The organism is Nocardioides ganghwensis, from assembly GCF_014779655.1.
Taxonomy (GTDB): domain Bacteria; phylum Actinomycetota; class Actinomycetes; order Propionibacteriales; family Nocardioidaceae; genus Nocardioides; species Nocardioides ganghwensis.
Genome location: NZ_JACXYX010000005.1, coordinates 181390 through 207421, shown reverse-complemented (window position 1 = coordinate 207421; position 26032 = coordinate 181390). Strand labels below are relative to the sequence as shown.

The following is a 26032-nucleotide window of genomic DNA, read 5'->3' as shown; positions in this document are numbered from 1 at the left end:
CCACCACGATCCGCGCGTTGGTCCCCTCAGGGGGCCAGCGCGCGGATCTTCTCGTCCAGTGCCCGGCGGTCGTCGCGGCGTACGCGCGCCTCGACGACCTCGATGCCGCCGTTGGGCGAGGCGAGCGCTTGCTCGAGCTCGGGCAGGCCGGTGACCCGCAGGTGCGGCACCCGTGCGGCCGCGCACAGGCTCGCGACGTCGACGCCGTGCGGCGTGCCGAACAGCGTGTCGAAGCGGTCGGCGTGCTCGGGGGCGCCCTGCTCGAGCGTGGCGAAGATCGAGCCGCCGTCGTCGTTGACGACCACGATCGTCAGGTCGGGACGCTCCTCGCGCGGCCCGAGGAACAGGCCCGTCGTGTCGTGCAGGAAGGTCACGTCGCCCATCAGCGCGAACGCGCGCGAGGACCGGGGCCGCCCGAGCGCGGCTCCGATCGCGCTCGACGTGGTGCCGTCGATGCCGGCCAGCCCGCGGTTGGCGATCACCTTGCGGCGCCCGCCCACGTCGTAGGGCGCGACCATCAGGTCGAGGTCGCGGACCGGGTTGGACGCCCCGACGACGAGCAGCCCGCGCGGCGGCAGGGCGCGACTGACCGCGCCGGCCACCTCGTGGGGCGTGAGGTCGGGCTCGGCGGCGAGGAGCCGGTCGAGGTCCCGGGAGGTCGCCCGGTCCGCGTCGCGCCACGCCTCGAACCAGGCGGGGTCGTCCGGCCCGTCGACGCGGATCGCCTCGTGCTCACCGGCGACCGGGAACGGTCGGTCCGGCCACATGCCGCGGGGCCGCACCGACACGACCTCCACGTCGTCGCGGGCGAGCAGGCGCGAGACCGGTCGGGAGAGGGTCGGGTGGCCGAACACGACCACCCGCTCGACCTGGCGGCCGAGCTCGCCGGCCAGGAGCAGCCGGTAGGTGCGGATCACGCTGTCGCCGGTGCGGCAGCCGCTGGACGGCTCGGCCAGCAGCGGCCAGCCTGCGCGCTCCGCCAGCTGGCGGGCCGGCGGACCGGCGTCGTCGCCGGCCACCACGACGGTGCGAGGACCGAGACCGAGGAGGTGGTCCCGCGGTCCGCGGGTGGTCGGGGTCCCCTCCCACTCGGCGACCTCACCGACCTCCCAGCCGTCGTCGGGCAGCAGCGGGTCGTCGAGCTGGACGTTGAGGTGCACGGGCCGCCGGAAGTCGTGGGTGCGGACGAAGGCCAGCAGCTCCTCGAGATCGGCGACCGCCACGTCGAGCGTCGGCGCGAACGTGCCGAAGATCCCGGCCTGGTCGGTGGTCTGGTTGGCGCCGGTGCCGCGCAGCCGCGCGGGACGGTCGGCCGTGACCACGACGAGCGGGACGCCGGCGTGGGCGGCCTCCATCACGGCGGGGAGGAGGTGGGCGACGGCGGTGCCGGAGGTGCAGGTGACGGCGGCGGGCCGGTTGCCGACCTTGGCCAGGCCGAGGGCGAGGAACCCCGCCGTACGCTCGTCGATCCGCGTGTGGAGGCGCAGGACGCCCGCCTGCGCGGCGTCGTACAGCGCGAAGGAGAGCGGCGCGTTGCGCGAGCCCGGGGCGATCACGACCTCGCGCACGCCGGACCCGCGGAGCGCGGTCACCACCGTGCGGGCGAGCCGCGTCGAGGGGTTGGTCATGTCGGCCGATCCTGCCCCACCGACGCCAGCCGGGCGCGCCAGTGGTCGGCCCGGTCGGCCGGCGCCGCGAGCCGGGCGAGTGCCTCGTCGTCCACGTCAGGGCGTGCCACGCGCAGCATCCCGTCGACCGGCAGCATCGGCTCGACGGCCACGTCGTCGGTCAGCATCTGCACCGTGGCCAGCCCGCACGCGTGGTGCAGCTCCGGCAGGGCGGCGGCGAGCGCGACCCCGGCCGCGATGCCGACGCTGGACTCGATCGCGCTGGAGACGACGACCGGGAGGCCGATGTCCTCGGCGATCCGCAGGCACGCGCGTACGCCGCCGAGGGGCTGGACCTTGAGGACGGCGATGTCGGCGGCCTCGAGGTCGCGCACGCGGTAGGGGTCCTCGGCGCGGCGGATCGACTCGTCGGCCGCGACCGGGACGTCGACGCGCCGGCGCAGGAGAGCGAGGTCCTCGACGGCCATGACCGGCTGCTCGACGTACTCCAGCCCGCCGGCGGCACGGTCGATCGCGGCGATCGCGCGCACCGCCTCGTCGACGTCCCAGCCTCCGTTGGCGTCCACCCGCACGAGGCCGTCCGGCCCCAGCGCGTCGCGTACGGCCTCCACGCGCGCCACGTCGTCGGCGAGCGTCTGACCGCGCTCGGCGACCTTGACCTTGGCGGTGCGGCAGCCGCCGGCGGCGACGACCGCGTGTGCCCGCTCGGGGTCGGTCGCCGGCACCGTCACGTTGACGGGGACGAGGTCGCGCACCGGCTCGGGCCAGCCCTCGTCGGCCGACTCGCGCGCGCACGCGAGCCAGGGGCGCGAGGTGGCGTCGTCGTACTCGAGGAAGGGCGAGAACTCCCCCCAGCCGGCCGGGCCGCGCAGCAGCACGCCCTCGCGCACGGTGATGCCGCGGAACCTCGTGCGCAGCGGGATCGAGAAGACGTGCAGGTCGCGCATCAGAGGCCGGTCCGGATGGCCAGGCGGTCCACCTTGCCGTTGGGCAGCAGCGGGAGGCGCTCGACCCGGCGGAACTCGCGGGGGGCCCACGAGCGGGGGTGCTCCATGCTGATCCAGTCGCGCAGCTCGGCGTCGGGGACGCTGCCGACCAGGACGGCGACGAGCCGCTGGCCCCACTCGGGATCGGGCACGCCGAACACCTCGGCCTCCTCCACGAGGCAGTGCGCGCGCAGGCGCGCAGCGACGGTGGCGAGCGGGATCTTCACCCCGCCGCTGATGACGACGTCGTCGATGCGTCCGGTGATCCGCAGCCGGCCGTCCTCGTCGAAGCGGCCGGCGTCGGAGGTGAGGAACCAGCCGTCGACCACCGTGGCGGCGGTGAGCTCCGGGTCGTCGTGGTAGTGGCTGAACAGGGTGGGCCCCGCGATCCGTACGCGTCCCTCCTCGCCGAGGGTCACGCCCACGCCGTCGAGCGGGACGCCGTCGTAGACGCACCCGCCCGCGGTCTCGGACGACCCGTAGGTCGCGACGAGGCTGACGCCCTGCTCCTCGGCGCGCCTCCGCAGGTCGGCGTCGAGCCCGCCACCGCCGACGAGGACCGTGTGGCACCGGGCGAGGGCGGCCACCTGCTCGGGGTTGCCCAGGATCCGGTGCAGCTGGGTGGGCACCAGCGAGACGAAGGTCGGGGTGTCGCTGTGGTCGGCGGCCGCCGCGCGGCCGATGTCGAGGCCGTCCACGACGTAGGGCTCGTGGCCCGCGACGAGGGAGCGCACGATGACCTGCACCCCCGCGACGTACGACGACGGCAGGGCGAGCAGCCACCGACCGGACTCGCCGAGCCGGCGCGCGGACGCCTCGACGCTGGCCAGCACCGCGCGACGCGGGACCACCACGCCCTTGGGCCGGCCGGTGGACCCGGAGGTCTCGATCAGCAGCGGGGCGGGGGTGTCGGCCTCGAGCCACCGCGACAGCTGCCGGATCGCGACGGAGGGCTCGTCCGAGGGCCGGAGGAAGCTCACACCGCGAACGCTAGCCGCTCGTCAGGTCCGGGCGCGATGCGGCGAGGATGTCGCCATGCAACGGTGCAAGCTCCACGTGATGGGGGCCAGCGGATCGGGGACGAGCACGCTCGCACGGGCGCTGGCGGACCACTGGTCGGTTCCGCACGCCGACGCGGACGACTACTTCTGGGTGCCGACCGACCCGCCGTACGTCGAGAGGCGCGACGAGGCGGCACGGGTGTCGCTGATGCGCGAGGTGTTCGTGCCTCGCGAGGCGTGGGTGCTGTCCGGGTCGATGACGGGGTGGGGCGAGGCGGTCGTCGACGAGTGCGACGCCATCGTCTTCCTGACCCTCGACCCCGACGAGCGACTGCGCCGCCTCGAGGCGCGAGAGGTGCACCGGCGGGCGGGCCGTGGCTTCGACGAGGACGCGTGGGCGGCCTTCCTGGCCTGGGCACGCGGCTACGACGAGCCGGCCTTCGAGGGACGGAGCCGCATTGCCCACGACGCGTGGCTCGCGGGGCGCGGCCAGCCCGTGCTCCGCCTCGACAGCGCGGCCAGCCCTCAGGAGCTGGTGGAGGCCGTGCTCGACTGGAGTCCCCCGCACCCGGCATAGGCTCGTGGCATGACTGCCTACTGGATCACCACCTACCAGGCCGTGCACGACCCCGCGAAGGTCGCGGCGTACGCCGAGCTCGCCGGCCCCGCCCTGCGCGCCGCCGGCGGGACGTTCCTGGTCCGCGGGATGCCCGAGGCGACCTTCGAGAAGGGCGAGGCGACCCGCACCGTGGTCATCCGGTTCGACTCGGTCGAGGCCGCGGTCGCTGCGCACGAGAGCGAGGCCTACCAGGAGGCGCTGCGCGCGCTCGACGGCGGCGCCGACCGCGACATGCGCGTGGTGCCGGGAGCCTGACCGGATGGACGTCTACCGCCTCGCGCTGACCGTCCTCGTGATGGCCGGGGTGGTCGTCGCCATCCTGCTCTTCGAGAAGCGCCGCGCCCAGGGGATCGAGCGGGACACACGGGACATGGCGCGCGGGCGGCCCGAGGACGCGTCGGGCGGGAGTCCGGACGACGGCTCGGACGACCGTGGCCCGGGGCGGTAGGAGGACCCCACGAAAGGGTGATCGAGCCTTGTGGCGGGTCGTCGCGGTGGTGTAGATCCTTTGCCCCACACGGCTCACTGGAGACCACGGTGAGTGCCCGGAGAGCGGGAAGGACCACGGCCGTGGTCGATGTGCAGGTCACTATCTACGAGCTCGAATCGCCCCACCACGTGTCGAGGCGCAACCTCCTCGTCGACGAGCTCATCGAGGCTCATCTCGAGGTCGCCAGGTCCATGGCACTGCGCTACCGCAACCGGGGCATCGACCTCGACGACCTCGAGCAGGTGGCGCTGCTCGGTCTGACCAAGGCAGCGCACAGGTTCGACCCGGATGCCGGTCACGCGTTCATGTCCTTCGCCGTCCCCACCATCCGCGGCGAGCTGCGCCGCCACTTCCGCGACTGTGGGTGGATGGTCCGCCCACCACGCCGGGTCCAGGAGCTCCAGGCACGGATCGGGCAGGCCCAGGACGAGCTGCTCGCCATCCTCGGTCACGCACCGCGACCCAGCGAGCTCGCCGCCCACCTCGACGTCGACGTGAGCGACGTCGTCGAAGCCCTGTCAGTCGACGGCTGCTTCGCTCCCTCGACTCTCGACGCACCCGTGGGCGACAGCGCCTCTGCGTTCTGCGACCGGCTCGGCGCCGACGACCGGGCGTACGACGCTGCCGAGGCGTCCGTCATGCTCGAGCCGGCCGTCCGGAACCTGTCGGCCCGTGACCGACGCATCGTTTACCTGCGGTTCTACGAAGAGCGGTCGCAGCAGGAGATCGGTGAAGCAGTGGGGCTCACGCAGGCGCAGGTGTCCCGAGTCCTGACTCGCATCCTGAAGGACATCCGCAACGTGCTCGGCGGCCAGCTGCCAGTGGCGTGAGGATGGCCCGATCACGTGAAGTGGTCGGGCTCATCGGGGCGGTCAGGTCTGGGTCGTGGGCGTGGTGGGTCGGTGGTGATCCGTCGCCCTGAGGGGAGGGTCCACTCGTACGCGCCGTCGGGTCGTCGGTGGTAGGTGAAGGCGCCGAAGGTCTTGGCCCGGTGGTGCCGCCGACACAAGGGCGCGAGGTTGTTCGGGTGGGTCTGTCCGGGTGGTCCGCCGTCGTCGATGGGGACGTACGCGGTGATGTGGTCGAGGTCGGCCCGGTCGGAGGGTCGGTTGCAGCCGGGGAACACGCACGTGCCGTCGCGCAGCCGGACCGCGGCGGCCATCCGGGTGGGCGGGTCGTGCGCGTCCACCGCAGGCATCCGCTCTGCGTCGAGGACGGGCTGGATGACCACCTTGCCTGCGGTGAGCAGCCACGCCTGGAGCCGGCCCAACAGCATCGGCCCGAGCTCGTCGCTGCGCGCGACACCGCGCGGATCGATGCCGTGCGAGTCAACCGACTGGTCGTGAGCGATGAGGTCGCGGTCAGTCACGTGCAGGACCAGCCGCACCTCACCCGACCCGCCTGTCCGGCCTGTCTGGCCTGTCTGGCCGTTTCGCGGGTGGGTGGTGGGGCGGCGGAACGGGTCCGCGGCGGCGTAGGCGGCCTCCTCGGCCACGCACACCGCCTCGTCCCGGTCGGGGTCGACCTCACGGTCGGGGTCCGCGACATCCGCAGCGGCCAGCAGATCCAGCGCCTGCTGGGGGTCGGCCAGCAGCCCGACCGCATGAGCCCGTCGTACGCCGAGGTCGCCGTGGTGACCCAGCGCCTTCATCGTGGTGGCCATCGTCGACACCGTGTTGTCGAACGCGATCGCATCGGCGGTGTCGAGACTCATGAACACCTCGCTCACCCCAGGCGCTCCCTGCTCGTGGTGCACCTCGACGCGGCGGGCGGCGAGGGCCTCGTCGTGGTCGGCGATCGCGCGGTCCGGGTCGGCGTACAACCGGGCCTCGTGGACCAGCACCCCCACGCGGTGCGGGTTGAGCCGACGCGGCTGCCACACCAGCAGCCGGTCCGCGTGCCCGGCCGCGACCACGTCGAGGTCCCGCGACACCCGCGCCGCCTCCCGGGCCAGCCGCACCGGAACGTCGAGCGAGCGGACAAGTGCCCACAGGCGTGGCAGGCGGTGGGCCAGGTCCAGCACGTCACCCAACAACGCCAGCGTCGCCTCGTGGGACTGCTCCAACACGCCCGCGAGCTCGATCACCGCGAACTCCGCGACCAACGGGGTCCCGTCTCCGGCGATCGGGAGGGGACGCTCCCCGAACAGTGCCGCCGCCGTGCCGGGAGTACGGATCGTCTCCGAACGCCACCCCGCCGCGACCTCCTCGTCGGTCACGGTGTGCGCGTGCGCCCAGGCCAATGCGGACTCCATGACTTCGACCTCGACACGCCGCTTCGCACGCATCGCCGCCACCGCCCGATCCAGCACCACACGGCTCGAGAGCCGGGTGCTGGTGGCGGGTGCCGGAGCGGTGGTGGACATGGGTCCAGTCTCCCAGAGCCCACCGACACTCCGACCTGCGAGAACAGGACTGTGGAGGAGTATTTCCGAACATGTGCCCTACGCTCCAAGCACAATCTCAGCCCACACGCATCACCGGCTGTAGCCCTACGCTTGGGACATGGGGAACGCGGCCAGTCGACGGAACATCATCCGTGTATGCCTTCTCTTGGCGAGCGTAAGTGTCGTCGCGCTTGGCGCTCGCGCGACTCAGGTCCACGGCTACGGCTGGGAGTGGACGCTGTCACCTTCGCCAGCCCCACCCAAGATTCACTTCGAGGGCAGGGACTACGACCGTGGAGGCAAGCAGTCCGGAGGAGTGCCCCCTGACGCGGTGCTCAAGGGCGAGACTCTCGGTGGCGGGCAGATCTTCAAGACCGGACGCCCCTCGGGCACAAGCACCCTCCTCTACGTGAAGGACGGGTGGAGCGTCTACGTGTACGGCCTCATGGGCGGCCCCTAGCCCGACGGGCGTGAACCGCCTGCATCGTGAGTCGACGCGTCCGCGCTGCTCGAAGCGTGGCCGCGACCTCCTCGAGTGCAACCCAGAGCCGGGTCTCTATACGTCGACCGCACGACCACCGAAGCGGGTGACCGGCTGCTCGACCAGCGAGGCGTGACCGAGAGCACGCCCGCCACCCACTGCCCCGGCCGAAAATCGCAGGACGACTGTCGGTCCCGCGGGGGAGGATGACCGGCGATGCTCACCGCCCTGAAGAACTACGCCACGCCCCCGTCCACCCTCGCCCGCAGGCTGTCGGTCCAGTCCCTGCTCTTCGCCTCGGGCGACGGCGCGTTCCTCGCCGGATCGGCCGTCTTCTTCACCCTGGTGGTGGGCCTCTCACTGGCCGAGGTGGGCATCGGCCTCACGATCGCCGCCGTGGCGAGCTTCATCGTCGCCGTGCCGATGGGCAAGCTGGTCGACCACTTCGGGCCCAAGCGCATGTGGACGCTGTCCGCCGCGATGCAGGGAGCGCTGTTCCTGGCCTGGCCGTTCATCGACAGCTTCCCCGAGTACGTCGCGCTCGCCGTCGCGATGGAGGTCGCCGGCACGCTCGGCGGCACGGCGCACGGGGCGTACGTCATCGACATCCTGCCTCCGGCGGAGCGGGTCGAGTCGCGTGCCTACCTCTACTCCGCGCTCAACGTCGGCTTCAGCATCGGCGCCTTCCTCGGAGGCGGCGCGATCGCCTTCGGCACCGACGTGCTCCGCTGGTCGCCCCTGCTGAGCGCCGTGCTGTTCCTGCTCAACAGTGCCGCGATCCCCCGGCTGCCCGACGCCACCCACGACGTACGCAGCTCCGAGCCGCGGGTGAAGCCCGAGGGCATCCCAGCCATCCGCAACCGCAGCTGGATCGCGGTCACCTTCTTCACCGGCGTCATGTGGACCAACCAGGTGCTGCTGCACACCGTCATCCCGGTGTGGCTGGTGACCGAGACCGACGCGCCCAAGGTGCTGGTCGCGGTGCTCTTCGGCACCAACACGGTCATGTGCATCGTGCTGCCGCGGCTCGCCTCGCGCGGCATCCGCAACGTCGAGACCGCCCTGCGCGCCGTACGGCTGTCCACCCTCTTCTTCGTCCTGACGTGCCTCGTCACGCTGGCCACGCACGAGACGACCGGCTGGATGACCATCGTCCTGTTCTTCCTCGGCCACATCGTCCTCACCTGGGCCGAGCTGTTCCTCTCCGCCTCGGGCTGGACCCTCGAGGCCGAGCTGATGGACCCCCGTCGCCGCGGCGACTACCAGGGGGTCTCCGAGCTCGGCGGCACGCTCGGGCGGTTCTGGGCGCCGGCGGCCTACGGCTTCCTCGCGATGGAGTGGGGCGCCTTCGGCTGGCTCACGATCGCGGCGATCGTCGTCGTCGCCGCGGCAGGCCTGCACAAGTCCGCGCACGCGGGCCGGCGCTTCCTCGAGCAGCACGTCCCCGCCGACATCCTCGCGGACGCCCGGGCGAGCGAACCGGTGCACGTGGACCTCGCGGTCTCCCAGGAGCCCTTGCCGATGGAGCCCGACGCGCCCCTGCCAGAATCCACCGGTGACCTCCACCGCTGACTGGATCGCCGGCGCCCGCCCCCGCACCCTCCCCGCTGCGGTCGCGCCCGTGCTCGCCGGCACCGGCGTCGCGGCGTACGTCGACCAGGTCGTGTGGTGGAAGGCCCTGCTCGCACTGGTCGTCAGCCTCGCGCTCCAGGTCGGGGTCAACTACGCCAACGACTACTCCGACGGCATCCGCGGCACCGACGCCGACCGGGTCGGTCCGATGCGCCTGGTCGGCTCGGGTGCGGCGACGCCGCGCGCGGTGAAGACCGCCGCCTTCGCCGCCTTCGGCGTGGCGGCCGTGGCCGGCCTGGTCCTCGCGGCGACCACCGCGTGGTGGCTGGTCGCCGTGGGCCTCGTGTGCGTGGTGGCCGCCTGGTTCTACACCGGCGGCGACAAGCCCTACGGCTACCTCGGGCTCGGCGAGGTGATGGTGTTCGTCTTCTTCGGCCTGGTCGCGGTGGTCGGCACGACCTACGTCCAGACGGAGACGTGGGAGTGGCCCGCGCTCTACGCCGGCACCGGCATCGGCGCCCTGGCCTGCGCCATCCTCGTCGCCAACAACCTGCGCGACATCCCGACCGACACCGTCGCCGGCAAGCGCACCCTCGCCGTACGCCTCGGCGACGAGCGCACCCGCTACCTGTACGCCTTCCTCGTCCTGGTCGCAGCCGCCGCGGTCGTCGCGGTCGCCGCCGCCACGACGTGGTGGGCGCTGGTCGGGCTCGGCTTCCTCGCGCGCGCGGCCGTCCCGACGCGGGCCGTCCTCGGCGGCGCACAGGGTCCGGCGCTCATCCCGGTCCTGGCCGCGACGGGCGCCTCGGAGCTGATCTGGTCCGTGCTGGTCGCGGTGCCGCTGCTCCTCCTCGGATAACCCGTGGCCCGTCCGGGCGGCGCTCACTAGCGTGACCGGGTGGACTACGACTTCGACATCCTCGACTTCTCCGACGACTCCCCCGAGGCCGCCGCCCGGCGCCGCGGGTGGATCGAGGCGGTCCTGCGCGGCTTCCGCGACGACCGCCCCGAGGACGACTCCGTCGAGAGGTGGGTGAAGCACTACCGCGCCGACGGGGTGACCGTCCGCGGCGCGTGGCTCCCCGAGGGCGAGTTCGGCGCGGGCCCCATGCCCGTCGCGACCTACGCCAGCCTCGACAAGACGCTCAACGCGGGCCGCGAGCTGCTGCCGCTGCGGATGATCACCGACGTCACCACGAGCGCCACCCATCGCCGCAAGGGCCTGCTGCGCCGCCTGATCGAGGACGACCTCGCCGACGCCGTCGCGCAGGGCGTGCCGATGGCCGCGCTCACGGCCGCCGAGGCCACCATCTACGGCCGGTGGGGCTTCGGCCCGGCGACCTTCCGCGTGGGCGTCGAGGTCGACACGACGCCCGGGTTCGGGTTCCGCGACTTCGTCGACCCGGGTCGCGTCGAGCTCGTCGAGCCCGCCGACGCGTGGCCGCACGTCAAGGCCGTCTTCGACACCTTCCACGCCCGCCAGCGCGGCTCGGTCGAGTGGCCCGCGCAGTACGAGGACATGCACACCGGCGCGTGGGACCCCAGCAGCGGCGGCGCCAACCGCAAGGTCCGCGCCGCCGTGCACCTCGACGCGGGCGGCGCCGTCGACGGCTTCGCCCTCTGGAAGCCCGGCGAGGACAACACGGTCAAGGTCGACGAGATGGCGACGCTCACCCCGCAGGCACAGCTCGCCCTCTGGTCGTTCCTGGGCGACATGGACCGGGTCGCCAAGGTCACCTTCAACCTGTTCCACCCCGAGGACCCGCTGATGTGGGCCCTCACGGACCTCAACCGGGTGAGGACGACCGAGGTCCAGGAATTCCTCTGGCTCCGCGTCCTCGACGTGCCGCGCTGCCTCGCCGCCCGCCCGTGGGCGGCCGACGGCTCGCTCGTGATCGAGGTCGACGACCCGCAGGCGTACGCGGCCGGACGCTTCGCGGTGACCGCCGCCGGAGGCGTCGCGACCGTGACGCCCACCGACGACGAGGCAGACGTACGCCTCGCTGCGGAGACACTGGGGACCCTCTACCTCGGCGGCGCGCCCGTACGGCAGCTGCACCGCGCGGGTCGTCTCGACGGCACCGAGGAGGCCGTACGCCGCCTCGCCGCGATGGCCGACCTGAGCGAGCCGGCCTACAGCCTCACCGGGTTCTGAGCTCGAGCGCGCTGCCCAGGAGGGAGCCCAGCCGAGCGACCTCGGCCGACAGGTCCCCGGTCAGGTCTGGGGACGGCGGCGTGGTCACCTCGAGCGCGTCGCCGACGACCCGCCACGTGCCTGCGACGACCCCGTCGACGAGCACCGGGGCGGCGCCGCGGGTCATGTCGGTGCGGAGGCCGTCAGGCACGACCCACGCGTCCTTGGTGCCCGGGCCCATCACCCAGTCGTCCTTGCCGGGAAGGAGGACCACGGTCGGCTGCGCGCGCGTGCCGGCCAGCTCGTCGGCGCGCTCGGCGACGTGCCAGCGGGTCTCACCCTCGACGTCGACCTCGACCAGGTCGTCCCGCACCTCGCGCCACCACCGCGCGAGGCGCGTGCGCCCGGCGCTCAGGCCCTCGCCCAGCCAGTAGTGCACGTGGTCGGGGGTCGTGGGGCCGTACGCGTCGACGTACTCCAGCACCGTCTGCGGCCCCGCCTCGTCGAGGTCGGGGATGCCGGCCCAGCCGGGCGCCGCGCTCGGGCTCTGCAGCACCAGCGGGCCGGCGAGGTCGGGCCCGAGGGCGATGTCGCCCTGCCAGGCGAACGGCTTGAGCAGGGTGTGGTTGGGCTCGGCGAACTCCGGCGCCAGGTGCCCGAAGCGGGCCGAGCCCGCGAGGACGTCGGCCACGGCCTGCGGCGGCACCGGGCCGTCGGCGACGACCTCACGCACCACCGCGCGCAGGTCGGGCCAGTCGTCCGCCGCGAGCCGGTAGTGCTCGACCCAGCTCTTCCGCTCCCACTGCCGTCCGGCCGAGCGGACCGCGAGGTAGGCGCCGGCCGTCTCCGGCGCCATCACCTGCACCGACCCGCGGAAGGACCAGGTGCGCACCAGCCGACCGTCGGCGAGGGCCCGCTGCACCTCTCCGGGCGGGCCGGGCGACGCGAGCCGTCGGCGTACGGACAGGTCGGGGTCGGAGCCGAAGACCGACACGGCCGTCAGGGTCCTGACGACCTCGGTCGCGTCGGCGGCACCGGCGAGCAGGTGGTGCCGCCCCAGGCGCCAGGCGAGTGCCTGTCCGCGGGTCACGCGCAGCGTCGCCATGGCGTGGACCCGAGGGTCAGTCCCGGTCCTCGCGGGCCTTGCGTTCCTCGAAGGCGGCCGACGCCTTGGCCGCGCGCGCCTCGACGCGCCGCGCGAAGGCCTCGCGCTGGCGGTTGAGGATGAAGTAGGACGCCACGCCGGAGATGAGGAAGGCGAGGATGATCGCCCAGAACAGGTTGTAGCGACCGTCGAACGCGAGCGCCATGATCCCCACCACGATGCCGAACGAGGCCATGAACAGCACGATCCGCATGACCGTGTAGACGACGAACTCCTTCACGCCTCAAGACTAGGACGTGGCGACTACATTGGAGGAATGCTGAAGGTCCTGCTCGTCGTCGCGGCCATCGCCGTCGTCGTGTGGTTCCTGGTCAGGATGATGCTGCGCCGGCTCGACGGTGGCTCGACGTCACGCCCGCGCGTCATCGGACCCGACGACGACCCCGACTTCCTCCGCGGCCTTGACCGGCCCCGCGAGCCCGACGACGACTGACGTCTCGGGCGCGACCCCTTCGGCATAGGAGTGCTGGCTGGAGGAGCTGAAGAAGTTGATGCCGATGAAGTTGAACCACAGCGTCGCGGCACCGACCAGCGCCAGCATCGCGGCGTTGCGCCCGCGCCAGCCCGCCGTCGCGCGGGCGTGCAGGTAGGCGGCGTAGACCACCCACGTGATGAAGGCCCACACCTCCTTGGGGTCCCAGTTCCAGTAGGCGCCCCACGCCTGGTGCGCCCAGATCGGCCCGGTGATCAGCACCGCGAAGGTCCACACCGGGAAGCCGAAGGCGTGCATCTTGTAGGAGAGCCGGTCGAGGACCTTGAGGTCGGGGACGCGGGCGAGGTAGCCGGTGGTGGAGGTCGAGCGCGCCTTGGCGAGGTAGAGCCCGGACAGCAGGGCACCGACGGTGAAGGCGCCGGTCGAGATCACCGCCGAGACGACGTGGATCACCAGCCACGGACTGTTGAGCGCGTCGGGCAGGGGCAGCACGGCGTCGTCGAGCCCGAGGAACGCCGCCATCAGCGCCGCCACCACGAAGGTCGTCACCAGCGGGCCGAGCCACTCGATGTCGAGGCGGAGCGTGGAGAGCACGAAGATCAGTGCGACCACGAACGTGCCGGAGATCGTGAACTCGTACATGTTGCCCCACGGCACCCGGTTGGGGTCCGCGGCGAGGCCGCGGGCCACGAGCGCCACGAGGTGGACGACGGCGGCGAAGGACGTCAGGACCAGCCCGAGCCGGCCGGCCACCGCCGTACGCCGGGTCGCGACGAGGACCATCTCCGCGCCGACCGCCACCTCCTGCTCCTGCTGCTCCTCCTTCGCTGCGGAGCGCAGGCTGGCCATCTCGAAGAAGTAGGCCAGCATGGCGATGAAGTAGAGCACCGCCGCGGCGATGACGCCCTCGTAGCTGAGCACCTCCCACTGTGCGTCGGTCACGACTCGTCCTCCTCGGTCTTGCGGGTCTTCGTCTCGGGTGTCTCCCCCTGCAGCGCCGCCACGACCTCGGCGATCTCGGCGGCGCCGTCCTCCGGGTCGCCGGCCGACGACCGGTCCAGGCGCGCCACCTCGACCAGCGTGGTGCCGTCGTCCTGTCGCCGCGCGCGCACCCACATGCGTCGGGGGCGGACGAACAGCGAGCCCAGCAGCCCGAGCAGCGCGAGCACGACACCGGCCAGCGCCACCATCTTGCCCGGGCTCCGGCTGACCTGGATCTTGTTCCACCGCTGGAGGCCGTCGAAGGAGACCGTGCCGAGGTCGTCGGGCAGCGTGACGGTGTCGCCGGGCCGGAGGTCCATCCGGAAGGGCTGCCCGTCGTCCTCGACGACCTGGGTGGCCTTCGCCTTGTCGAGCACGTAGACCGACGCCGGGGTGCCGTCGTCGAGGCCGAGGTCGCCGGTGTAGACGAACAGCGAGACCAGGGGGTCGAAGGCGTCGCCGAACACCGATGCCGGCATCGTCAGGTTGCCCTCGGCGTCGCGGCCCATCGCGAAGGTCGGGTAGAAGGTGCCCTCCAGCCCGATCTGCTCCGGGCTCGCGTCGGGAGCCTTGATCACGCCGAAGGACTCGAAGGTCTGGGCGTTGGTCGGCAGGAAGACCGACGGCCCGCTGTAGGCGACCTCGCCGTCGCCGTCACGGATCGTGATGACGGGGGCGTAGCCGTGACCGATGAGGAAGACGTCGGTGCCGCCGATGCTCAGCGGGTGGTTGACCCTGAGGTCGTAGGACTTCGTCTCGCCCCCGGGCTCGGTCTCGTAGGCGAGCTCGGCGACGAACTCGCGCGCCATCCCGGCCCGCTCGCCCTCGGTGAGCCACTCGACCTCGAAGTCGGTGATGCTGAAGGAGAACGGCTCCATCACGTCGGGGTCGAAGAGCGCACCCGGCGCGAAGTCGTCGTACTGGGTGAGGTTGTTGGAGAAGCCGTAGTCCTCGCCGTTGAGCATGATGACGCCGCCCTTGTAGCCGAAGAGGCTGCCGACGGCGACCCCGACGAGCACGACGATCACGGCGAGGTGGAAGAGCAGGTTGCCGGCCTCGCGCAGGTGGCCGCGCTCGGCGGCCACGGAGTCGTCGGCGGCATCGACCCGGAACCGCTTGCCGCGCAGCGCCGTCGCGGCGCGCGCGAGCACGACCTCGGGGTCCTCGGCGGTGGTGTACGACGTGCTCTCGGGCAGGCGCGTGAGGTGGCGCGGGGCCCGCGGGGGCCGGGCGCGCGCCGCGCGGGCGTACACGAACAGGCGCGGGATGATGCAGCCGACCAGCGAGATCATCAGCAGGATGTAGATCGCGGAGAACCACACCGACCCGTAGACGTTGAACAGGTCGAGCCGGTCCCAGACGGGCGCCAGCCGCGGGTGGTTGTCGCGCCACTGCGAGACGGCCAGCGAGTCGATGTTCTCCTGCGGGATGACCGACCCGGGGATCGAGGCGAGCGCGAGCAGCAGGAGCAGCACCAGGGCCGTACGCATCGAGGTCAGCTGGCGCCACGACCACCGCGCGAGCTCGCGCGCGGTGAGGTCGGGAGGCAGCGCGGTGGCCTGGCGGTCGTCCGACGGGCGGTGCTGGAGGTCGGTCCTGAGGTCGGTCACACCGGCACCGTGAATCCCTGGACGAGCTGGAGCTGGAGCCACTGCACGATGCGGTCCCACCAGCCGCTCACGAGCAGGAGGCCGACCAGGATCATCATCGCGCCGCCGAGGCGGACCACGAGCTGCTGGTGGCGGCGGATGACGGCGAAGGCGCCCAGCATCCGGCGGTAGGCGAGGGCGGCGGCGATGAAGGGCAGGCCCAGTCCGAGGGCGAACACGGCGGAGAGCAGGGCTCCGCGACCGGCGGTCGCCTCGTTGACCGACAGCACGTTGATCGCGGCCAGGGTCGGCCCGACGCAGGGCGTCCACCCGACGCCGAACAGGAAGCCCAGCAGGGGCGCCGCGGCGAGCCCGACGGCGGGCACCTTGTGGATGCGCCAGTCGCGCTGCAGGAAGCCGAACGCACCGAGGAAGGCGACGCCCAGCAGGATCGTGATGACGCCGAGCACCAGGTTGAGCTGGCGGGTGTGGGTGAACAGCCACGCCCCGGCCGCGCCGGTGAGGCTGCCGAGGAGCACGAAGACCAGCGAGAAGCCGAGGACGAAGAGGCTCGCGCCGAGCACCAGCCGGCTGCGCCGCGCCTGGTCGAGGTCACCGCCGGAGATGCCGGTGGCGTAGGACAGGTAGCCGGGCAGCAGCGGGATCACGCACGGGCTGAAGAACGAGATGAGGCCGGCCGCGAGGGCGACCGGCAGCGCCAGCACCATCGACCCCGACATGGCGGTCTCGCGGAACCAGTCACTCATCGAGGACCGCCTCGACCAGGGACAGGAGGGTCTGCGTCGTCGGGACGCGACCGTTGACCGAGGCGGCGATCCGGCCCTCGGCGTCGAGGACGACCGTGCTGGGGATCGACCGCGGCGTCAGCGTGCCGGCGAAGGGCAGCAGCGCGGCCCCGTCGGCGGAGTAGACGGAGGGGTAGGGCACGTCGAGGTTGCGGACGTAGGCCGCGGCGTTGTCGCGCGAGGCGTCACGGATGTTGAGACCGACGAAGGTGACCTCGTCGCCCAGCTCGGCGGCGGCCTCGTTGAGGTCGGGCTGCTCCACCCGGCACGGCGGGCACCACGAGGCCCACACGTTGACCACGACGGGCTTGCCGCGGAGGGCGGCCAGGTCGACCTCCTCGCCGTCGAGGTCGGTGCCGGTCAGCGCGACCGGCTCGCCCCGGTCGGCGGGCTCGACCTCGGTCGGCACGCCCTCGCCGGAGATGTAGCCCTTGTCGCCGGTCCCGGACAGGTCGGAGCAGCCGGCGAGCACGAGCAGGCAGGCGAGCGCCACCAGGGGCGCAGCGAGGCGGCGCAGCATCGTCAGGGCCGGTCCTCCCGCGGGGCGCCACCGGCCGAGAACGGGGCGGACCGGTCGCCGACCGGGATCAGGTCGCCGGCCGGCTCGGAGTAGCGCACCTGGACCATGCGGTCGTCGTCGAAGACCACGCTGGTGAGCGAGCACAGCGTGCACTGCCGGGTCTTGGGGTGGTGGAGGTAGCTGCGCTTCTCGAGGAACAGGCGCGTCGTCCAGATCGGCAGCTGGTGGGACACCACGACCGCCTCGTGGCCGACCGCCGCGTCGCGCGCGTCGTGCACGGCCGCGACCATCCGCCCGGCGATCTCGTCGTACGGCTCTCCCCACGACGGCTTGAACGGGTTGTACATGTGGCGCAGCAGGTCGGGGCGCTTGAGGAACGTCCTGGCCCCGGCGCCGAAGTTGACGCCCTGGAACTTGTTGCCCGACTCGATGACGCGGGGGTCGATCTCAGGCGTGATCCCGAGCGTCGCGGCGAGCGGGGCGAGCGTCTCCTGGGCTCGCTCGAGGGGCGAGGTGCGCAGGTGGACGATGTCGCGGTCGCCGATCGAGTCCGCGATGCGCTGGGCCATCTGCCGGCCGAGGTCGGAGAGGTGGAAGCCGTCCATCCGGCCGTAGAGGATGCCCTCGGGGTTGTGCACCTCGCCGTGGCGGAGCAGGTGGACGATCGTCTGGACTCCCATGTCAGTGCCCTCCCGCCGTCGCGGCCGCGAGGGCGGCGGCCGGCAGCGCGTCGATGATGGTCGAGATCGCCCGGTCGTCGTGGGCGGCGGAGACGAACCACGCCTCGTACGCCGACGGCGGCAGGTAGACGCCCTGGTCGAGCATCGAGTGGAAGAACGCGGCGTACGCCGTGGTGTCCTGCCGGCTCGCCTCGGCGAAGTCGCGGACGGCGGCGTCGCGGAAGAACACCGAGAACATCGTGCCGGCGGCCTGCACGACGTGCGGCACGCCCGCGGCCAGCAGGTGCTCGGCGACCGCGGCGCGGATCGTGTGGGCGGTGGCGTCGAGCTGCTCGTAGACCTCGGGCGTGGCGAGGCGGAGGGTGGCGAGCCCGGCGGTCGTGGCGACCGGGTTCCCGGAGAGCGTGCCCGCCTGGTAGACCGGGCCCTCGGGCGCGAGGTGGGCCATCAGGTCGGCCCGGCCGCCGAAGGCCGCCGCCGGGAAGCCGCCGCCCATCACCTTGCCGAAGGTCATCAGGTCGGGGGTCCAGCCCTCGATGGCGCCGTCGAGGCCCCAGCCGCCCTGCTCGGTGGCCCGGAAGCCGGTCATCACCTCGTCGCTGATGAACAGCGCGCCGTGGGTCCGGCAGGTCTCGGCGAGGAAGGCGTTGAAGCCGGGCGCGGGCGGGACGACGCCCATGTTGCCCGGGAAGGCCTCGGTGATCAGGCAGGCGATGCGCGGGCCGTGGGCCTCGAAGGCCGCGAGGACCGCCTCGCGGTCGTTGTAGGGCAGGACGAGCGTCTCGGCGGCCGCGGACGCGGGCACGCCGCTGGTGCCGGGGACCGCGAGCGTGGCGACCCCCGAGCCGGCCTCGGCCAGCAGCGGGTCGACGTGCCCGTGGTAGCAGCCGGCGAACTTCACGATGAGGTCACGGCCGGTCGCGCCGCGCGCGAGCCGGATCGCCGACATGGTCGCCTCGGTGCCGGAGGAGACGAAGCGGACCCGCTCGACGGGGGTGCGCCTCACGATCTCCTCGGCGAGCTCGACCTCGGGCTCGGTCGGAGTGCCGTACGACGTGCCGCGCGCGACCGCCCCGGCCACGGCCGCCTGGACGTCGGGGTGCGCGTGGCCGAGGAGCATCGGGCCCCACGAGCAGATCAGGTCGACGTAGTCGTTGCCGTCCGCGTCGGTGAGCCAGGCGCCGGAGGCCGAGGTGATGAAGCGCGGGGTGCCGCCGACGGCGTTGAACGCCCGGACGGGAGAGTTCACCCCTCCCGGTGTCACGGCCCGGGCTCGCTCGAACCAGGCCTCGCTGGCCGCGGTCGTGGAAGGGATCGTCGCGGAGGTCACCCGGTCATTGTCACGCAGGTGCGCAAAGGGATCCCACTCGGTGCGCGCAGAGAGACCCGGGCTGTGGGTTGGCGCACAGGTGACCGGGGCGTAACTTGGAGTGACAGTTCGTCGTTGGCGAGGTGTGGATGTGCCCGGAGGGGGCATCATGACACCAGTGCGACCAAGGGGAGAGCGCGACATGTCGAGTTCCGGCCGACTTCACCGAGCGACCGCCATCATTCCGCTGGCGGTGCTCTCCGCCGCGTGGACGGCCAGCCTCACCGGCGGCATCGGCTCGGCCAGCGCCGACCCCGAGGGCCCCCGTACGCTCCCCGACGGCACCGTGCTGCCCGCCTCCGCCATCGAGGCGCCTGCGAGCGTCGGCGAGGACGCCGTCACCCGCGCCGCGGCCCTCACACCGGGCTCGGCCAGCGACATCCCCCAGGCCGCGCTGTCGGCCTACCAGCGCGCCGAGGGCGTCATCAACAGCGCCGACAAGGGCTGCAACCTCCCGTGGGAGCTGATCGCCGCGATCGGCCGCGTCGAGTCCGACCACGGTCGCTTCGGCGGCAACGCGCTCGACGAGCAGGGCGTCGCCCAGCCCGGCATCTACGGCATCGCCCTCAACGGCAAGAACAACACCCAGGACATCGCCGACACCGACGCCGGCCAGTACGACAACGACACCCGCCACGACCGCGCCGTCGGCCCGATGCAGTTCATCCCCTCGACCTGGGCGGTCGTCGGCGTCGACGGCGACAGCGACGGCACCCGCAACCCGCAGGACATCGACGACGCCGCCCTCGCGACCGCCGTCTACCTTTGCTCCGGCGACGACGACCTGTCGGCCGAGAAGGGCCAGCGGGCCTCGGTCTACCGCTACAACCACTCCAACGCCTACGTCGACCTGGTGCTCGAGATCATGCAGGCCTACATGGCCGGCGACTTCAGCGCGGTCCCTACCTCCACGCTCACGAGCGGCGTGATCGTGCCCGACCCGACGAGCTCGGCCTCCGGCAACGGTGGCAAGGGCGGCAAGGGTGGCAAGGGCGGCAAGGACGACGACGCCTCGCCGACCAAGGACCCGACGCCCACCCAGACCCCGACGCAGACACCCTCCGGGACGCAGACCCCGACGCCGACGCCCACCCCGACGCCGACGCCGACGCCGACCAAGGACCCGACGACCAACCCGACGACGTCGGTCCCGACCAGCGTGCCGACGCTGAGCCCGACGCTGCCGCCGAACCCCGTCCCGACGGCCATCCCGTCGACGCTCACCTACGTCGAGGCGGTCGCCCAGTGCACCGCGCAGGGCGTGATCGACCTTCCCCTGACCGGTGTCAACGAGCTCGAGCAGTGCGCGAACGACCTGCTCAACCCCTGACGTCGGCCGGACCCGCAACGTCATACGAACCCGTACCTGTAGGTGCGGGTTCGTATGACGCTGGGGCGGGCTCCCGGGAGAGCGTCATGCAAAGGCGCACCCATGGGTGCGGAGTCGTATGACGCTGGGGCCGCCGACCCCGCATCAGCGGCGCAGCAGGCGCGCGGCCTCGGAGGCCCAGTAGGTGAGGATCACGTCGGCGCCGGCACGGCGGATGGACGTGAGGGTCTCCAGGATCGCGGCCTCGCGGTCGATCCAGCCGTTGGCGGCGGCGGCCTCGATCATCGAGTACTCGCCCGAGATGTTGTAGGCGGCGACCGGCACGTCGACCGCGTCGCGCACCCGGCGTACGACGTCGAGGTAGGCCAGGGCCGGCTTGACCATCACGATGTCGGCCCCCTCCGCCACGTCGAGCAGCACCTCGCGCACGCCCTCGACGGCGTTGGCCGGGTCCTGCTGGTAGGTGCGGCGGTCGCCCTCGAGCGAGGAGTCCACGGCCTCGCGGAACGGGCCGAAGAACGCGGAGGCGTACTTCGCGGAGTAGGCCAGGATCGACACCTGGCTGTGGTCGGCGGCGTCGAGCGCCTGCCGCACGACCCGGACCTGCCCGTCCATCATCCCGCTGGGCCCGACCATGTCGACCCCGGCGGCGGCCTGGGCGAGCGCCATCTGGCCGTACGCCACCAGGGTCCGGTCGTTGTCGACCTCGCCGTCGGGGGTGAGCAGGCCGCAGTGGCCGTGGTCGGTGAACTCGTCGAGGCACAGGTCCGACATCACCGTCAGCTGGTCCCCCACCTCGGCGACCACGTCGGTGATCGCGAGGTTGAGCACGCCGCCGGGGTCGATCGCGCCCGAGCCCGTGGCGTCCTTGTGCTCGGGGATGCCGAAGAGCATCACGCCGCCGAGGCCGAGCTCGGCCGCCTCGGAGACGGCCTGCTTCAGCGAGTCGCGCGAGTGCTGCACGACGCCCGGCATCGAGGTGATCGGCCGCGGCTCGTCGAGGCCCTCACGGATGAAGACCGGCAGCACGAGCGAGCTCGGCACCACGTGGTGCTCGGCGACCATCCGGCGCAGCGCCGGGGTGCGCCGCAGCCGCCGGGGTCGGATCGTCGGGACCTGGACATGGGTTTCATCGGTCACGGGAGCATCCTTCCCCAGCGGCGGTGACGGCTACTTGGCGCGGGCCTTGCGGCGCCCCGACGCGGTGCGCTCGCTCGGCCGGGTGACGGCCTCGCCGGCCTCCAGCATCGCGAGGCGGCGGGCGGCGCCGAAGTCGGCGAGCGCGTCCACCAGCACCTCCACGTCGGGCGTGGGCGCGAGGACGTCGACGCGCAGGCCGTGCTCCTCGGCGGTCTTGGCGGTCTGCGGGCCGATCACCGCGATGATCGTCGACGGGTGCGGCTTGCCGGCGATGCCGACGAGGTTGCGCACCGTCGAGGACGAGGTGAAGACGACCGCGTCGAACTTGCCGGTCTTGATCGCGTCGCGCACCGGTGCCGGCGGGGGCGTGGCGCGTACGGTCCGGTAGGCCGTGACGTCGTCGCACTCCCAGCCGAGGTCGATCAGGCCGGCGACGAGGTTCTCGGTGGCGATGTCGGCGCGCGGCAGGAAGACGCGGTTGATCGGGTCGAGCACGTCGTCGTAGGGCGGCCAGTCCTCGAGCAGGCCGGCGGCCGACTGCTCGCCCGACGGCACCAGGTCGGCGCGCAGGCCCCAGTCGGCGATCGCCTGGGCGGTCTTGTCGCCGACCGCGGCGATCTTGAGGCCCGAGAACGCACGCGCGTCGAGGCCGTACTCCTCGAACTTCTCGCGGACCGCCTTGACGGCGTTGACCGAGGTGAACGCGATCCACTCGTAGCGGCCCTCGACGAGGCCGCGGACGGCCTTGTCCATCTGGAGCGGGTTGCGCGGCGGCTCGACCGAGATGGTCGGCACCTCCTCGGGCACCGCGCCGTACTCGCGCAGGCGACGCGACAGCGAGCCGGCCTGCTCCTTGGTGCGCGGCACCAGCGCGCGCCAGCCGAAGAGCGGCTTGGTCTCGAACCACGACAGCGTCTCGCGCAGGTCGACGACGTCGCCGATCACGATGATCGCCGGCGGCGCGACGCGGGCCGCGCGGACGTCGGCGGCGACCGAGGCGAGGGTCGAGGTGAGGGTCTGCTGCTCGGTCGTGGTGCCGACGCGGGTGACCGCGACGGGCGTCTCGGGCGAGCGGCCGGCCTCGACGAGCGCGGCGGCGGTCTCGCCGATGCTGCCGACCCCGGAGAGCAGGACGAGCGTGCGGTCGTCGGCGTACGCGCTCCAGTCGACCTTCTCGCCGCAGGTGACCACGGCCATCTCGCGGTGGCGCTTGGTGGTCAGCGGGATGCCGGCGTAGGCCGGGACGGCGCTCACCGACGAGACGCCCGGGACGACCTCGAAGCCGACGCCGGCCTTCACGCAGGCCTGCGCCTCCTCGGGCCCGGACGCGTAGAGGAAGGGGTCGCCGACCATCAGGCGCACCACCCGCTGCTTCTTGCCGTGGCGTACGACGACCTTGGCGCGGGCCGCGTGCGTCAGGGGCTGGCCGTCCTCGCCGAAGCCGCCGTCGACGATCTCCGGGCCGCCCTGGAGGCCGTCCGGGCCCTCGACGAGACCGAGGACCGTACGGACCAGGTCGACGTGGCCGGGGGCCTCGGTGACGATCACCTCGGCGCTCTGGAGGAGCTCCACGGCGCGCACGGTCAGCAGGCCCGGGTCACCGGGTCCGCTGCCGACGAACGACACCCAACCCTGGGCCGGGCTGGTCGCGGTGCTGGCCTTGGGGGTCTGTACTCGCGTCATGCGTGCTGCTTCCTCACTGGTGGTGCTTCCATCAGGTCTGCTGCTCCCTCGTCGAGCATGTCGCCCGCGAGACGTGTTCCGAGTCGTACGGCCTCGGTGACCGGGCCGGTGGCGCTCATCCGCACCGAGAGGACGCCGTCCTCCGAGAGGGCCACGGCGCGCAGCCACAGCTCCTCGCCGTCCTCCCCCTCGACCACCTCGGCCAGGGCACCCAGCGGGGCCGAGCAGCCGGCCTCGAGGGTGGACAGGACCGCGCGCTCGGCCGTGACCGCGGCGCGGGTGGCGGGGTCGTCGAGCTGCGCCAGGGACGCGACGAGGTCGGCGTCGTCGGAGCGGCACTCGATCGCCAGCGCGCCCTGGCCGGGGGCCGGGAGCATCTGGAGCGGGTCGAGGACCTCGGTGACCTCGTCGAGGCGGCCGAGGCGGGCCAGGCCGGCGCGGGCCAGGACGACCGCGTCGACCTCGCCCTCGCGGACCTTGCGGATGCGGGTGTCGACGTTGCCGCGGATGCCCTGGAGCTCGAGGCCGAGGCCGAGCGCGGCGAGCTGGCTGACCCGCCGGGGCGAGCCGGTGCCGAGGCGGCTGCCGACCGGCAGCTCGCCGAGGGTGAGGCCGTCGCGGGCGACGACGACGTCGCGCGGGTCCTCACGCAGCGGGATCGCGGCGAGCGCGATGCCGTCGGCGGGCGTGGTCGGGAGATCCTTCAGCGAGTGGACGGCGAGGTCGACCCGGCCGTCGAGGAGGGCGTCGCGCAGGGCACTGACGAAGACGCCGGTGCCGCCCATCGAGGCGAGCGGTGCGCGGTTGACGTCGCCCTCGGTCGAGACCTCGACGAGCTCGACCTCGCGACCGAGGCGCTCGCGGACGAGGTCGGCGACGTGACCGGACTGGGTCGTCGCGAGGGCCGAGGCGCGGGTGCCGAGGCGGAGCGGGCGCGGGGCTGTCATGGCTGGCCCTCCGCCCGGGAGATGGCGTCGACGGCGTCGGGGTCGAGGCGGAACAGCTCGGCCAGGGCCGCGGTGTAGGAGACGGCCGGCTCGGCGTCGGCGAGCTCCTTGACCCGGACGGTGGGCTCGTGGAGCAGCTTGTCCGCGACGCGGCGCACGGTGTGGAGCACCTCGGCGCGGGTGGCCTCGTCGAGCCCGGGCAGGCGCGAGGCGAGGCGCTCCATCTCGGCGTCGACCACCGAGGTGGCCATCGACCGCAGCGCCACGACCGTGGGCGTCACGCTCGCCTGGCGGCGTACGGCCAGGAACGCGGAGATCTCCTGCCCGACGATGGTGCGGACGTCGTCGACCCCGGCGGTGGCCTCGAGACCGCGCAGCTCCGCGGCGAGCCCGGCGAGGTTGACCAGCTGTACGCCCGGCAGGTCGGCCAGCGAGGGGTCCACGTCGTGGGGCAGGGCGAGGTCGATCACGGTGAGCGGGCGGTCGCTGCCGCCGCGGGCGGTCACGACGTCGGCGAGGCGTACGAGCGGCTCGGGCGCGCCGGTGCACGAGATGACGATGTCGGCGGTGGCCAGCTCGTCGCCGAGGGCGTGGAGCGGCACGGAGGTGGCGGCGTACTCCTCGGCGAGCCGTTCGGCGCGGGCCGCGGTGCGGTTGAGCACCGAGATGCTCGCGGCACCGCTGCGCGAGAGGTGGGCGACGGCGAGCGAGGCCATCGCCCCGGCGCCGATGACGAGCGCGCGGGCACCCGCGACGGGCACCGTGCTGCGCTCGAGGGCGGCCGTCACCAGCGAGGGGGCGGCGCGGTCGATGTCGGTCTCGGCGTGGGCGCGCTTGCCCACGCGGAGCGCCTGCTGGAAGAGGGCGTTGAGGGCCGGGCCGACGGTGCCGTGCTCCTGGCCGACGCGCAGCGCCTCGCGGGTCTGGCCGAGGATCTGGCCCTCGCCGACGACCATCGAGTCGAGGCCCGCGGCGACCTGGAAGAGGTGGGAGACGGCGCCCTCGTCGTAGTGGACGTAGAGGTGCGGCAGCAGCGACTCGGTCGGCTGCTGGGCGCGGGCGACGAGGAGTCCGGAGAGGTCCTCGACGCTGCCGTGGAAGCGGTCGACCTCGGCGTAGACCTCGAGCCGGTTGCAGGTGACGATCGCGGTCGCCTCGGAGACGTGCTCGCCGCCCATCACGTCGGCGATCAGCTTGGTGGTGCCGTCGGCGTCGAGCGCGAGGCGCTCGAGCAGCTCCACCGGTGCGGACTTGTGGGAGATGCCCACGACCAGGACGCTCACGACACGACCTCCGTTCCGGGAGCGACCGACTTGCGCTGCTCGTGGTAGGCGAGGATCTGGAGCTCGATGGAGAGGTCCACCTTGCGCACGTCGACTCCGTCGGGCACCGACAGGACAGTCGGGGCGAAGTTGAGGATGCTGGTGATGCCGGCCGCGACCATCCGGTCGGCGACCGACTGCGCGGCGACGGCCGGCGTCGCGATGACGCCGATGGAGACGGCGTTGTCGGCCACGATCGACTCGAGGTCCTCGAATGAACGGACGTCGAGCCCGGCGACGACCTCGTCGTGGCGGTCCGGGTCGGCGTCGAGCAGCGCGACCACGCGGAACCCGCGGCTGCGGAACCCGGAGTAGTTCGCCAGCGCGTGGCCGAGGTTGCCGATGCCGACGATGACCACGGGCCAGTCCTGGGTCACGCCGATCTCGCGGGCGATCTGGTAGCGGAGGTACTCCACGTCGTAGCCGACACCGCGCGTGCCGTAGCTGCCGAGGTAGGAGAGGTCCTTGCGGAGCTTGGCGCTGTTGACGCCGGCCGACGCCGCGAGCTCCTCGCTCGAGCAGGTCGTCGTCCCGTCGTCGGCGAGGCTGGTCAGGGCACGCAGGTACACGGGAAGCCTGGCGACGGTCGCCTCGGGGATGTCCCGGGCTGAGTCGGGGGTCCGTGCGGTCACAGCTGCTTCTTTCCAGTCCCACGAATCTCGCGTGACTTCGCCACTGTAGGAGTTTGTGAACGGGAGAACAAAACGAGAACGACAGGCGCTAGCACATGTGAGAAGACCCACCCCACGCGGGGGTCCCTCGACTTGCGC

The 26032-nt window shown here is 72.7% G+C and carries 27 protein-coding genes; 10 read left to right on the top strand and 17 right to left on the bottom strand.

Annotated features, from left to right (window positions below):
• Positions 1-26 precede the first annotated feature (26 nt).
• The 3 genes from menD to IEZ24_RS08025 are packed head-to-tail and all read right to left on the bottom strand — an operon-like array spanning position 27 to position 3594.
• Positions 27-1628: a 2-succinyl-5-enolpyruvyl-6-hydroxy-3-cyclohexene-1-carboxylic-acid synthase gene (gene menD / locus IEZ24_RS08035; RefSeq protein ID WP_129456138.1), complete on the bottom strand. Its 1602-nt coding sequence runs from the start codon at positions 1626-1628 to the stop codon at positions 27-29.
• Positions 1625-2575 carry an o-succinylbenzoate synthase gene (locus IEZ24_RS08030; RefSeq protein ID WP_129456137.1) on the bottom strand — a complete coding sequence of 317 codons (951 nt, stop codon included), beginning with the start codon at positions 2573-2575 and terminating at the stop codon, positions 1625-1627. The genes menD and IEZ24_RS08030 overlap by 4 nt, the downstream gene beginning before the upstream one ends.
• Complete coding sequence (locus IEZ24_RS08025; protein ID WP_242498557.1) at positions 2575-3594, bottom strand: AMP-binding protein; 1020 nt, start codon at positions 3592-3594, stop codon at positions 2575-2577. The genes IEZ24_RS08030 and IEZ24_RS08025 overlap by 1 nt, the downstream gene beginning before the upstream one ends.
• Positions 3595-3649: 55 nt before the next feature.
• Here IEZ24_RS08025 and IEZ24_RS08020 point away from each other — a divergent pair, with 55 nt between their 5' ends.
• The 4 genes from IEZ24_RS08020 (at position 3650) to IEZ24_RS08005 (ending at position 5554) form a co-directional block, all read left to right on the top strand.
• Positions 3650-4192 (top strand): AAA family ATPase, encoded by a 543-nt coding sequence (locus tag IEZ24_RS08020; RefSeq protein ID WP_129456136.1) that lies wholly within the window; start codon positions 3650-3652, stop codon positions 4190-4192.
• 9 nt (positions 4193-4201) lie between these two features.
• Positions 4202-4489 (top strand): DUF1330 domain-containing protein, encoded by a 288-nt coding sequence (locus IEZ24_RS08015; RefSeq protein ID WP_129456135.1) that lies wholly within the window; start codon positions 4202-4204, stop codon positions 4487-4489.
• 4 nt (positions 4490-4493) lie between these two features.
• Complete coding sequence (locus IEZ24_RS08010; RefSeq protein ID WP_129456134.1) at positions 4494-4682, top strand: hypothetical protein; 189 nt, start codon at positions 4494-4496, stop codon at positions 4680-4682.
• A gap of 122 nt (positions 4683-4804) precedes the next feature.
• Positions 4805-5554: a sigma-70 family RNA polymerase sigma factor gene (locus IEZ24_RS08005; protein ID WP_129456133.1), complete on the top strand. Its 750-nt coding sequence runs from the start codon at positions 4805-4807 to the stop codon at positions 5552-5554.
• 11 nt (positions 5555-5565) lie between these two features.
• Here the strand turns inward: IEZ24_RS08005 and IEZ24_RS08000 are convergent, their stop codons facing one another.
• Positions 5566-7089, bottom strand: coding sequence for an HNH endonuclease signature motif containing protein (locus tag IEZ24_RS08000; protein WP_191192831.1), 1524 nt, complete (start codon positions 7087-7089; stop codon positions 5566-5568).
• A gap of 139 nt (positions 7090-7228) precedes the next feature.
• Between IEZ24_RS08000 and IEZ24_RS07995 the strand changes: the two genes are divergently transcribed.
• The 4 genes from IEZ24_RS07995 to IEZ24_RS07980 all read left to right on the top strand — a co-directional run bounded on the left by IEZ24_RS07995 (position 7229) and on the right by IEZ24_RS07980 (position 11318).
• Positions 7229-7570, top strand: a complete 342-nt coding sequence (locus tag IEZ24_RS07995) for a hypothetical protein (protein WP_129454840.1) — start codon at positions 7229-7231, stop codon at positions 7568-7570.
• Between the two features lie 237 nt (positions 7571-7807).
• Positions 7808-9163, top strand: coding sequence for an MFS transporter (locus IEZ24_RS07990; protein WP_129454841.1), 1356 nt, complete (start codon positions 7808-7810; stop codon positions 9161-9163).
• On the top strand, positions 9147-10022 hold the full coding sequence (locus tag IEZ24_RS07985) for a 1,4-dihydroxy-2-naphthoate polyprenyltransferase (RefSeq protein ID WP_129454842.1): 876 nt from the start codon (positions 9147-9149) through the stop codon (positions 10020-10022). Before IEZ24_RS07990 ends, IEZ24_RS07985 begins: the two co-directional genes overlap by 17 nt.
• A 39-nt stretch (positions 10023-10061) precedes the next feature.
• Positions 10062-11318: a GNAT family N-acetyltransferase gene (locus IEZ24_RS07980; protein WP_129454843.1), complete on the top strand. Its 1257-nt coding sequence runs from the start codon at positions 10062-10064 to the stop codon at positions 11316-11318.
• Here IEZ24_RS07980 and IEZ24_RS07975 read toward each other — a convergent pair.
• Both IEZ24_RS07975 and IEZ24_RS07970 read right to left on the bottom strand, forming a co-directional pair.
• The gene (locus tag IEZ24_RS07975; RefSeq protein ID WP_129454844.1) at positions 11305-12402 is read right to left on the bottom strand and encodes a DNA glycosylase AlkZ-like family protein; all 1098 of its coding nucleotides are present in this window, start codon (positions 12400-12402) and stop codon (positions 11305-11307) included. The two genes, IEZ24_RS07980 and IEZ24_RS07975, sit on opposite strands and share 14 nt — an antisense overlap.
• Positions 12403-12418: 16 nt before the next feature.
• Positions 12419-12682: a DUF4229 domain-containing protein gene (locus IEZ24_RS07970; protein WP_129454845.1), complete on the bottom strand. Its 264-nt coding sequence runs from the start codon at positions 12680-12682 to the stop codon at positions 12419-12421.
• 36 nt (positions 12683-12718) lie between these two features.
• Here IEZ24_RS07970 and IEZ24_RS07965 point away from each other — a divergent pair, with 36 nt between their 5' ends.
• Positions 12719-12895 (top strand): hypothetical protein, encoded by a 177-nt coding sequence (locus IEZ24_RS07965; RefSeq protein WP_165356062.1) that lies wholly within the window; start codon positions 12719-12721, stop codon positions 12893-12895.
• Here IEZ24_RS07965 and ccsB read toward each other — a convergent pair.
• From ccsB to hemL, 6 genes are read right to left on the bottom strand one after another with little or no spacing between them, the layout of a single operon-like run.
• Positions 12812-13837: a c-type cytochrome biogenesis protein CcsB gene (gene ccsB / locus IEZ24_RS07960; RefSeq protein WP_129454846.1), complete on the bottom strand. Its 1026-nt coding sequence runs from the start codon at positions 13835-13837 to the stop codon at positions 12812-12814. The two genes, IEZ24_RS07965 and ccsB, sit on opposite strands and share 84 nt — an antisense overlap.
• Positions 13834-15486, bottom strand: coding sequence for a cytochrome c biogenesis protein ResB (gene resB, locus IEZ24_RS07955; protein WP_129454847.1), 1653 nt, complete (start codon positions 15484-15486; stop codon positions 13834-13836). The genes ccsB and resB overlap by 4 nt, the downstream gene beginning before the upstream one ends.
• The gene (locus IEZ24_RS07950; protein ID WP_129454848.1) at positions 15483-16232 is read right to left on the bottom strand and encodes a cytochrome c biogenesis CcdA family protein; all 750 of its coding nucleotides are present in this window, start codon (positions 16230-16232) and stop codon (positions 15483-15485) included. The genes resB and IEZ24_RS07950 overlap by 4 nt, the downstream gene beginning before the upstream one ends.
• Positions 16225-16791 carry a TlpA family protein disulfide reductase gene (locus IEZ24_RS07945; RefSeq protein WP_129454849.1) on the bottom strand — a complete coding sequence of 189 codons (567 nt, stop codon included), beginning with the start codon at positions 16789-16791 and terminating at the stop codon, positions 16225-16227. The genes IEZ24_RS07950 and IEZ24_RS07945 overlap by 8 nt, the downstream gene beginning before the upstream one ends.
• 2 nt (positions 16792-16793) lie before the next feature.
• Positions 16794-17471, bottom strand: a complete 678-nt coding sequence (locus IEZ24_RS07940) for a histidine phosphatase family protein (RefSeq protein WP_129454850.1) — start codon at positions 17469-17471, stop codon at positions 16794-16796.
• Between the two features lies 1 nt (position 17472).
• Positions 17473-18801, bottom strand: coding sequence for a glutamate-1-semialdehyde 2,1-aminomutase (hemL, locus tag IEZ24_RS07935; protein WP_397190527.1), 1329 nt, complete (start codon positions 18799-18801; stop codon positions 17473-17475).
• 181 nt (positions 18802-18982) lie between these two features.
• Between hemL and IEZ24_RS22300 the strand changes: the two genes are divergently transcribed.
• Positions 18983-20170 carry a lytic transglycosylase domain-containing protein gene (locus IEZ24_RS22300; protein ID WP_165356063.1) on the top strand — a complete coding sequence of 396 codons (1188 nt, stop codon included), beginning with the start codon at positions 18983-18985 and terminating at the stop codon, positions 20168-20170.
• Between the two features lie 144 nt (positions 20171-20314).
• Here the strand turns inward: IEZ24_RS22300 and hemB are convergent, their stop codons facing one another.
• The 5 genes from hemB to IEZ24_RS07905 are packed head-to-tail and all read right to left on the bottom strand — an operon-like array spanning position 20315 to position 25894.
• Positions 20315-21310: a porphobilinogen synthase gene (gene hemB / locus IEZ24_RS07925; RefSeq protein ID WP_129454852.1), complete on the bottom strand. Its 996-nt coding sequence runs from the start codon at positions 21308-21310 to the stop codon at positions 20315-20317.
• A 30-nt stretch (positions 21311-21340) separates the two neighbouring features.
• Positions 21341-22993 (bottom strand): bifunctional uroporphyrinogen-III C-methyltransferase/uroporphyrinogen-III synthase, encoded by a 1653-nt coding sequence (locus IEZ24_RS07920; RefSeq protein WP_129454853.1) that lies wholly within the window; start codon positions 22991-22993, stop codon positions 21341-21343.
• Positions 22990-23940: a hydroxymethylbilane synthase gene (hemC, locus tag IEZ24_RS07915; protein WP_129454854.1), complete on the bottom strand. Its 951-nt coding sequence runs from the start codon at positions 23938-23940 to the stop codon at positions 22990-22992. The genes IEZ24_RS07920 and hemC overlap by 4 nt, the downstream gene beginning before the upstream one ends.
• Positions 23937-25223: a glutamyl-tRNA reductase gene (locus IEZ24_RS07910; RefSeq protein WP_129454855.1), complete on the bottom strand. Its 1287-nt coding sequence runs from the start codon at positions 25221-25223 to the stop codon at positions 23937-23939. The genes hemC and IEZ24_RS07910 overlap by 4 nt, the downstream gene beginning before the upstream one ends.
• Positions 25220-25894, bottom strand: a complete 675-nt coding sequence (locus IEZ24_RS07905) for a redox-sensing transcriptional repressor Rex (RefSeq protein ID WP_129454856.1) — start codon at positions 25892-25894, stop codon at positions 25220-25222. The genes IEZ24_RS07910 and IEZ24_RS07905 overlap by 4 nt, the downstream gene beginning before the upstream one ends.
• Between the last annotated feature and the right edge of the window lie 138 nt (positions 25895-26032).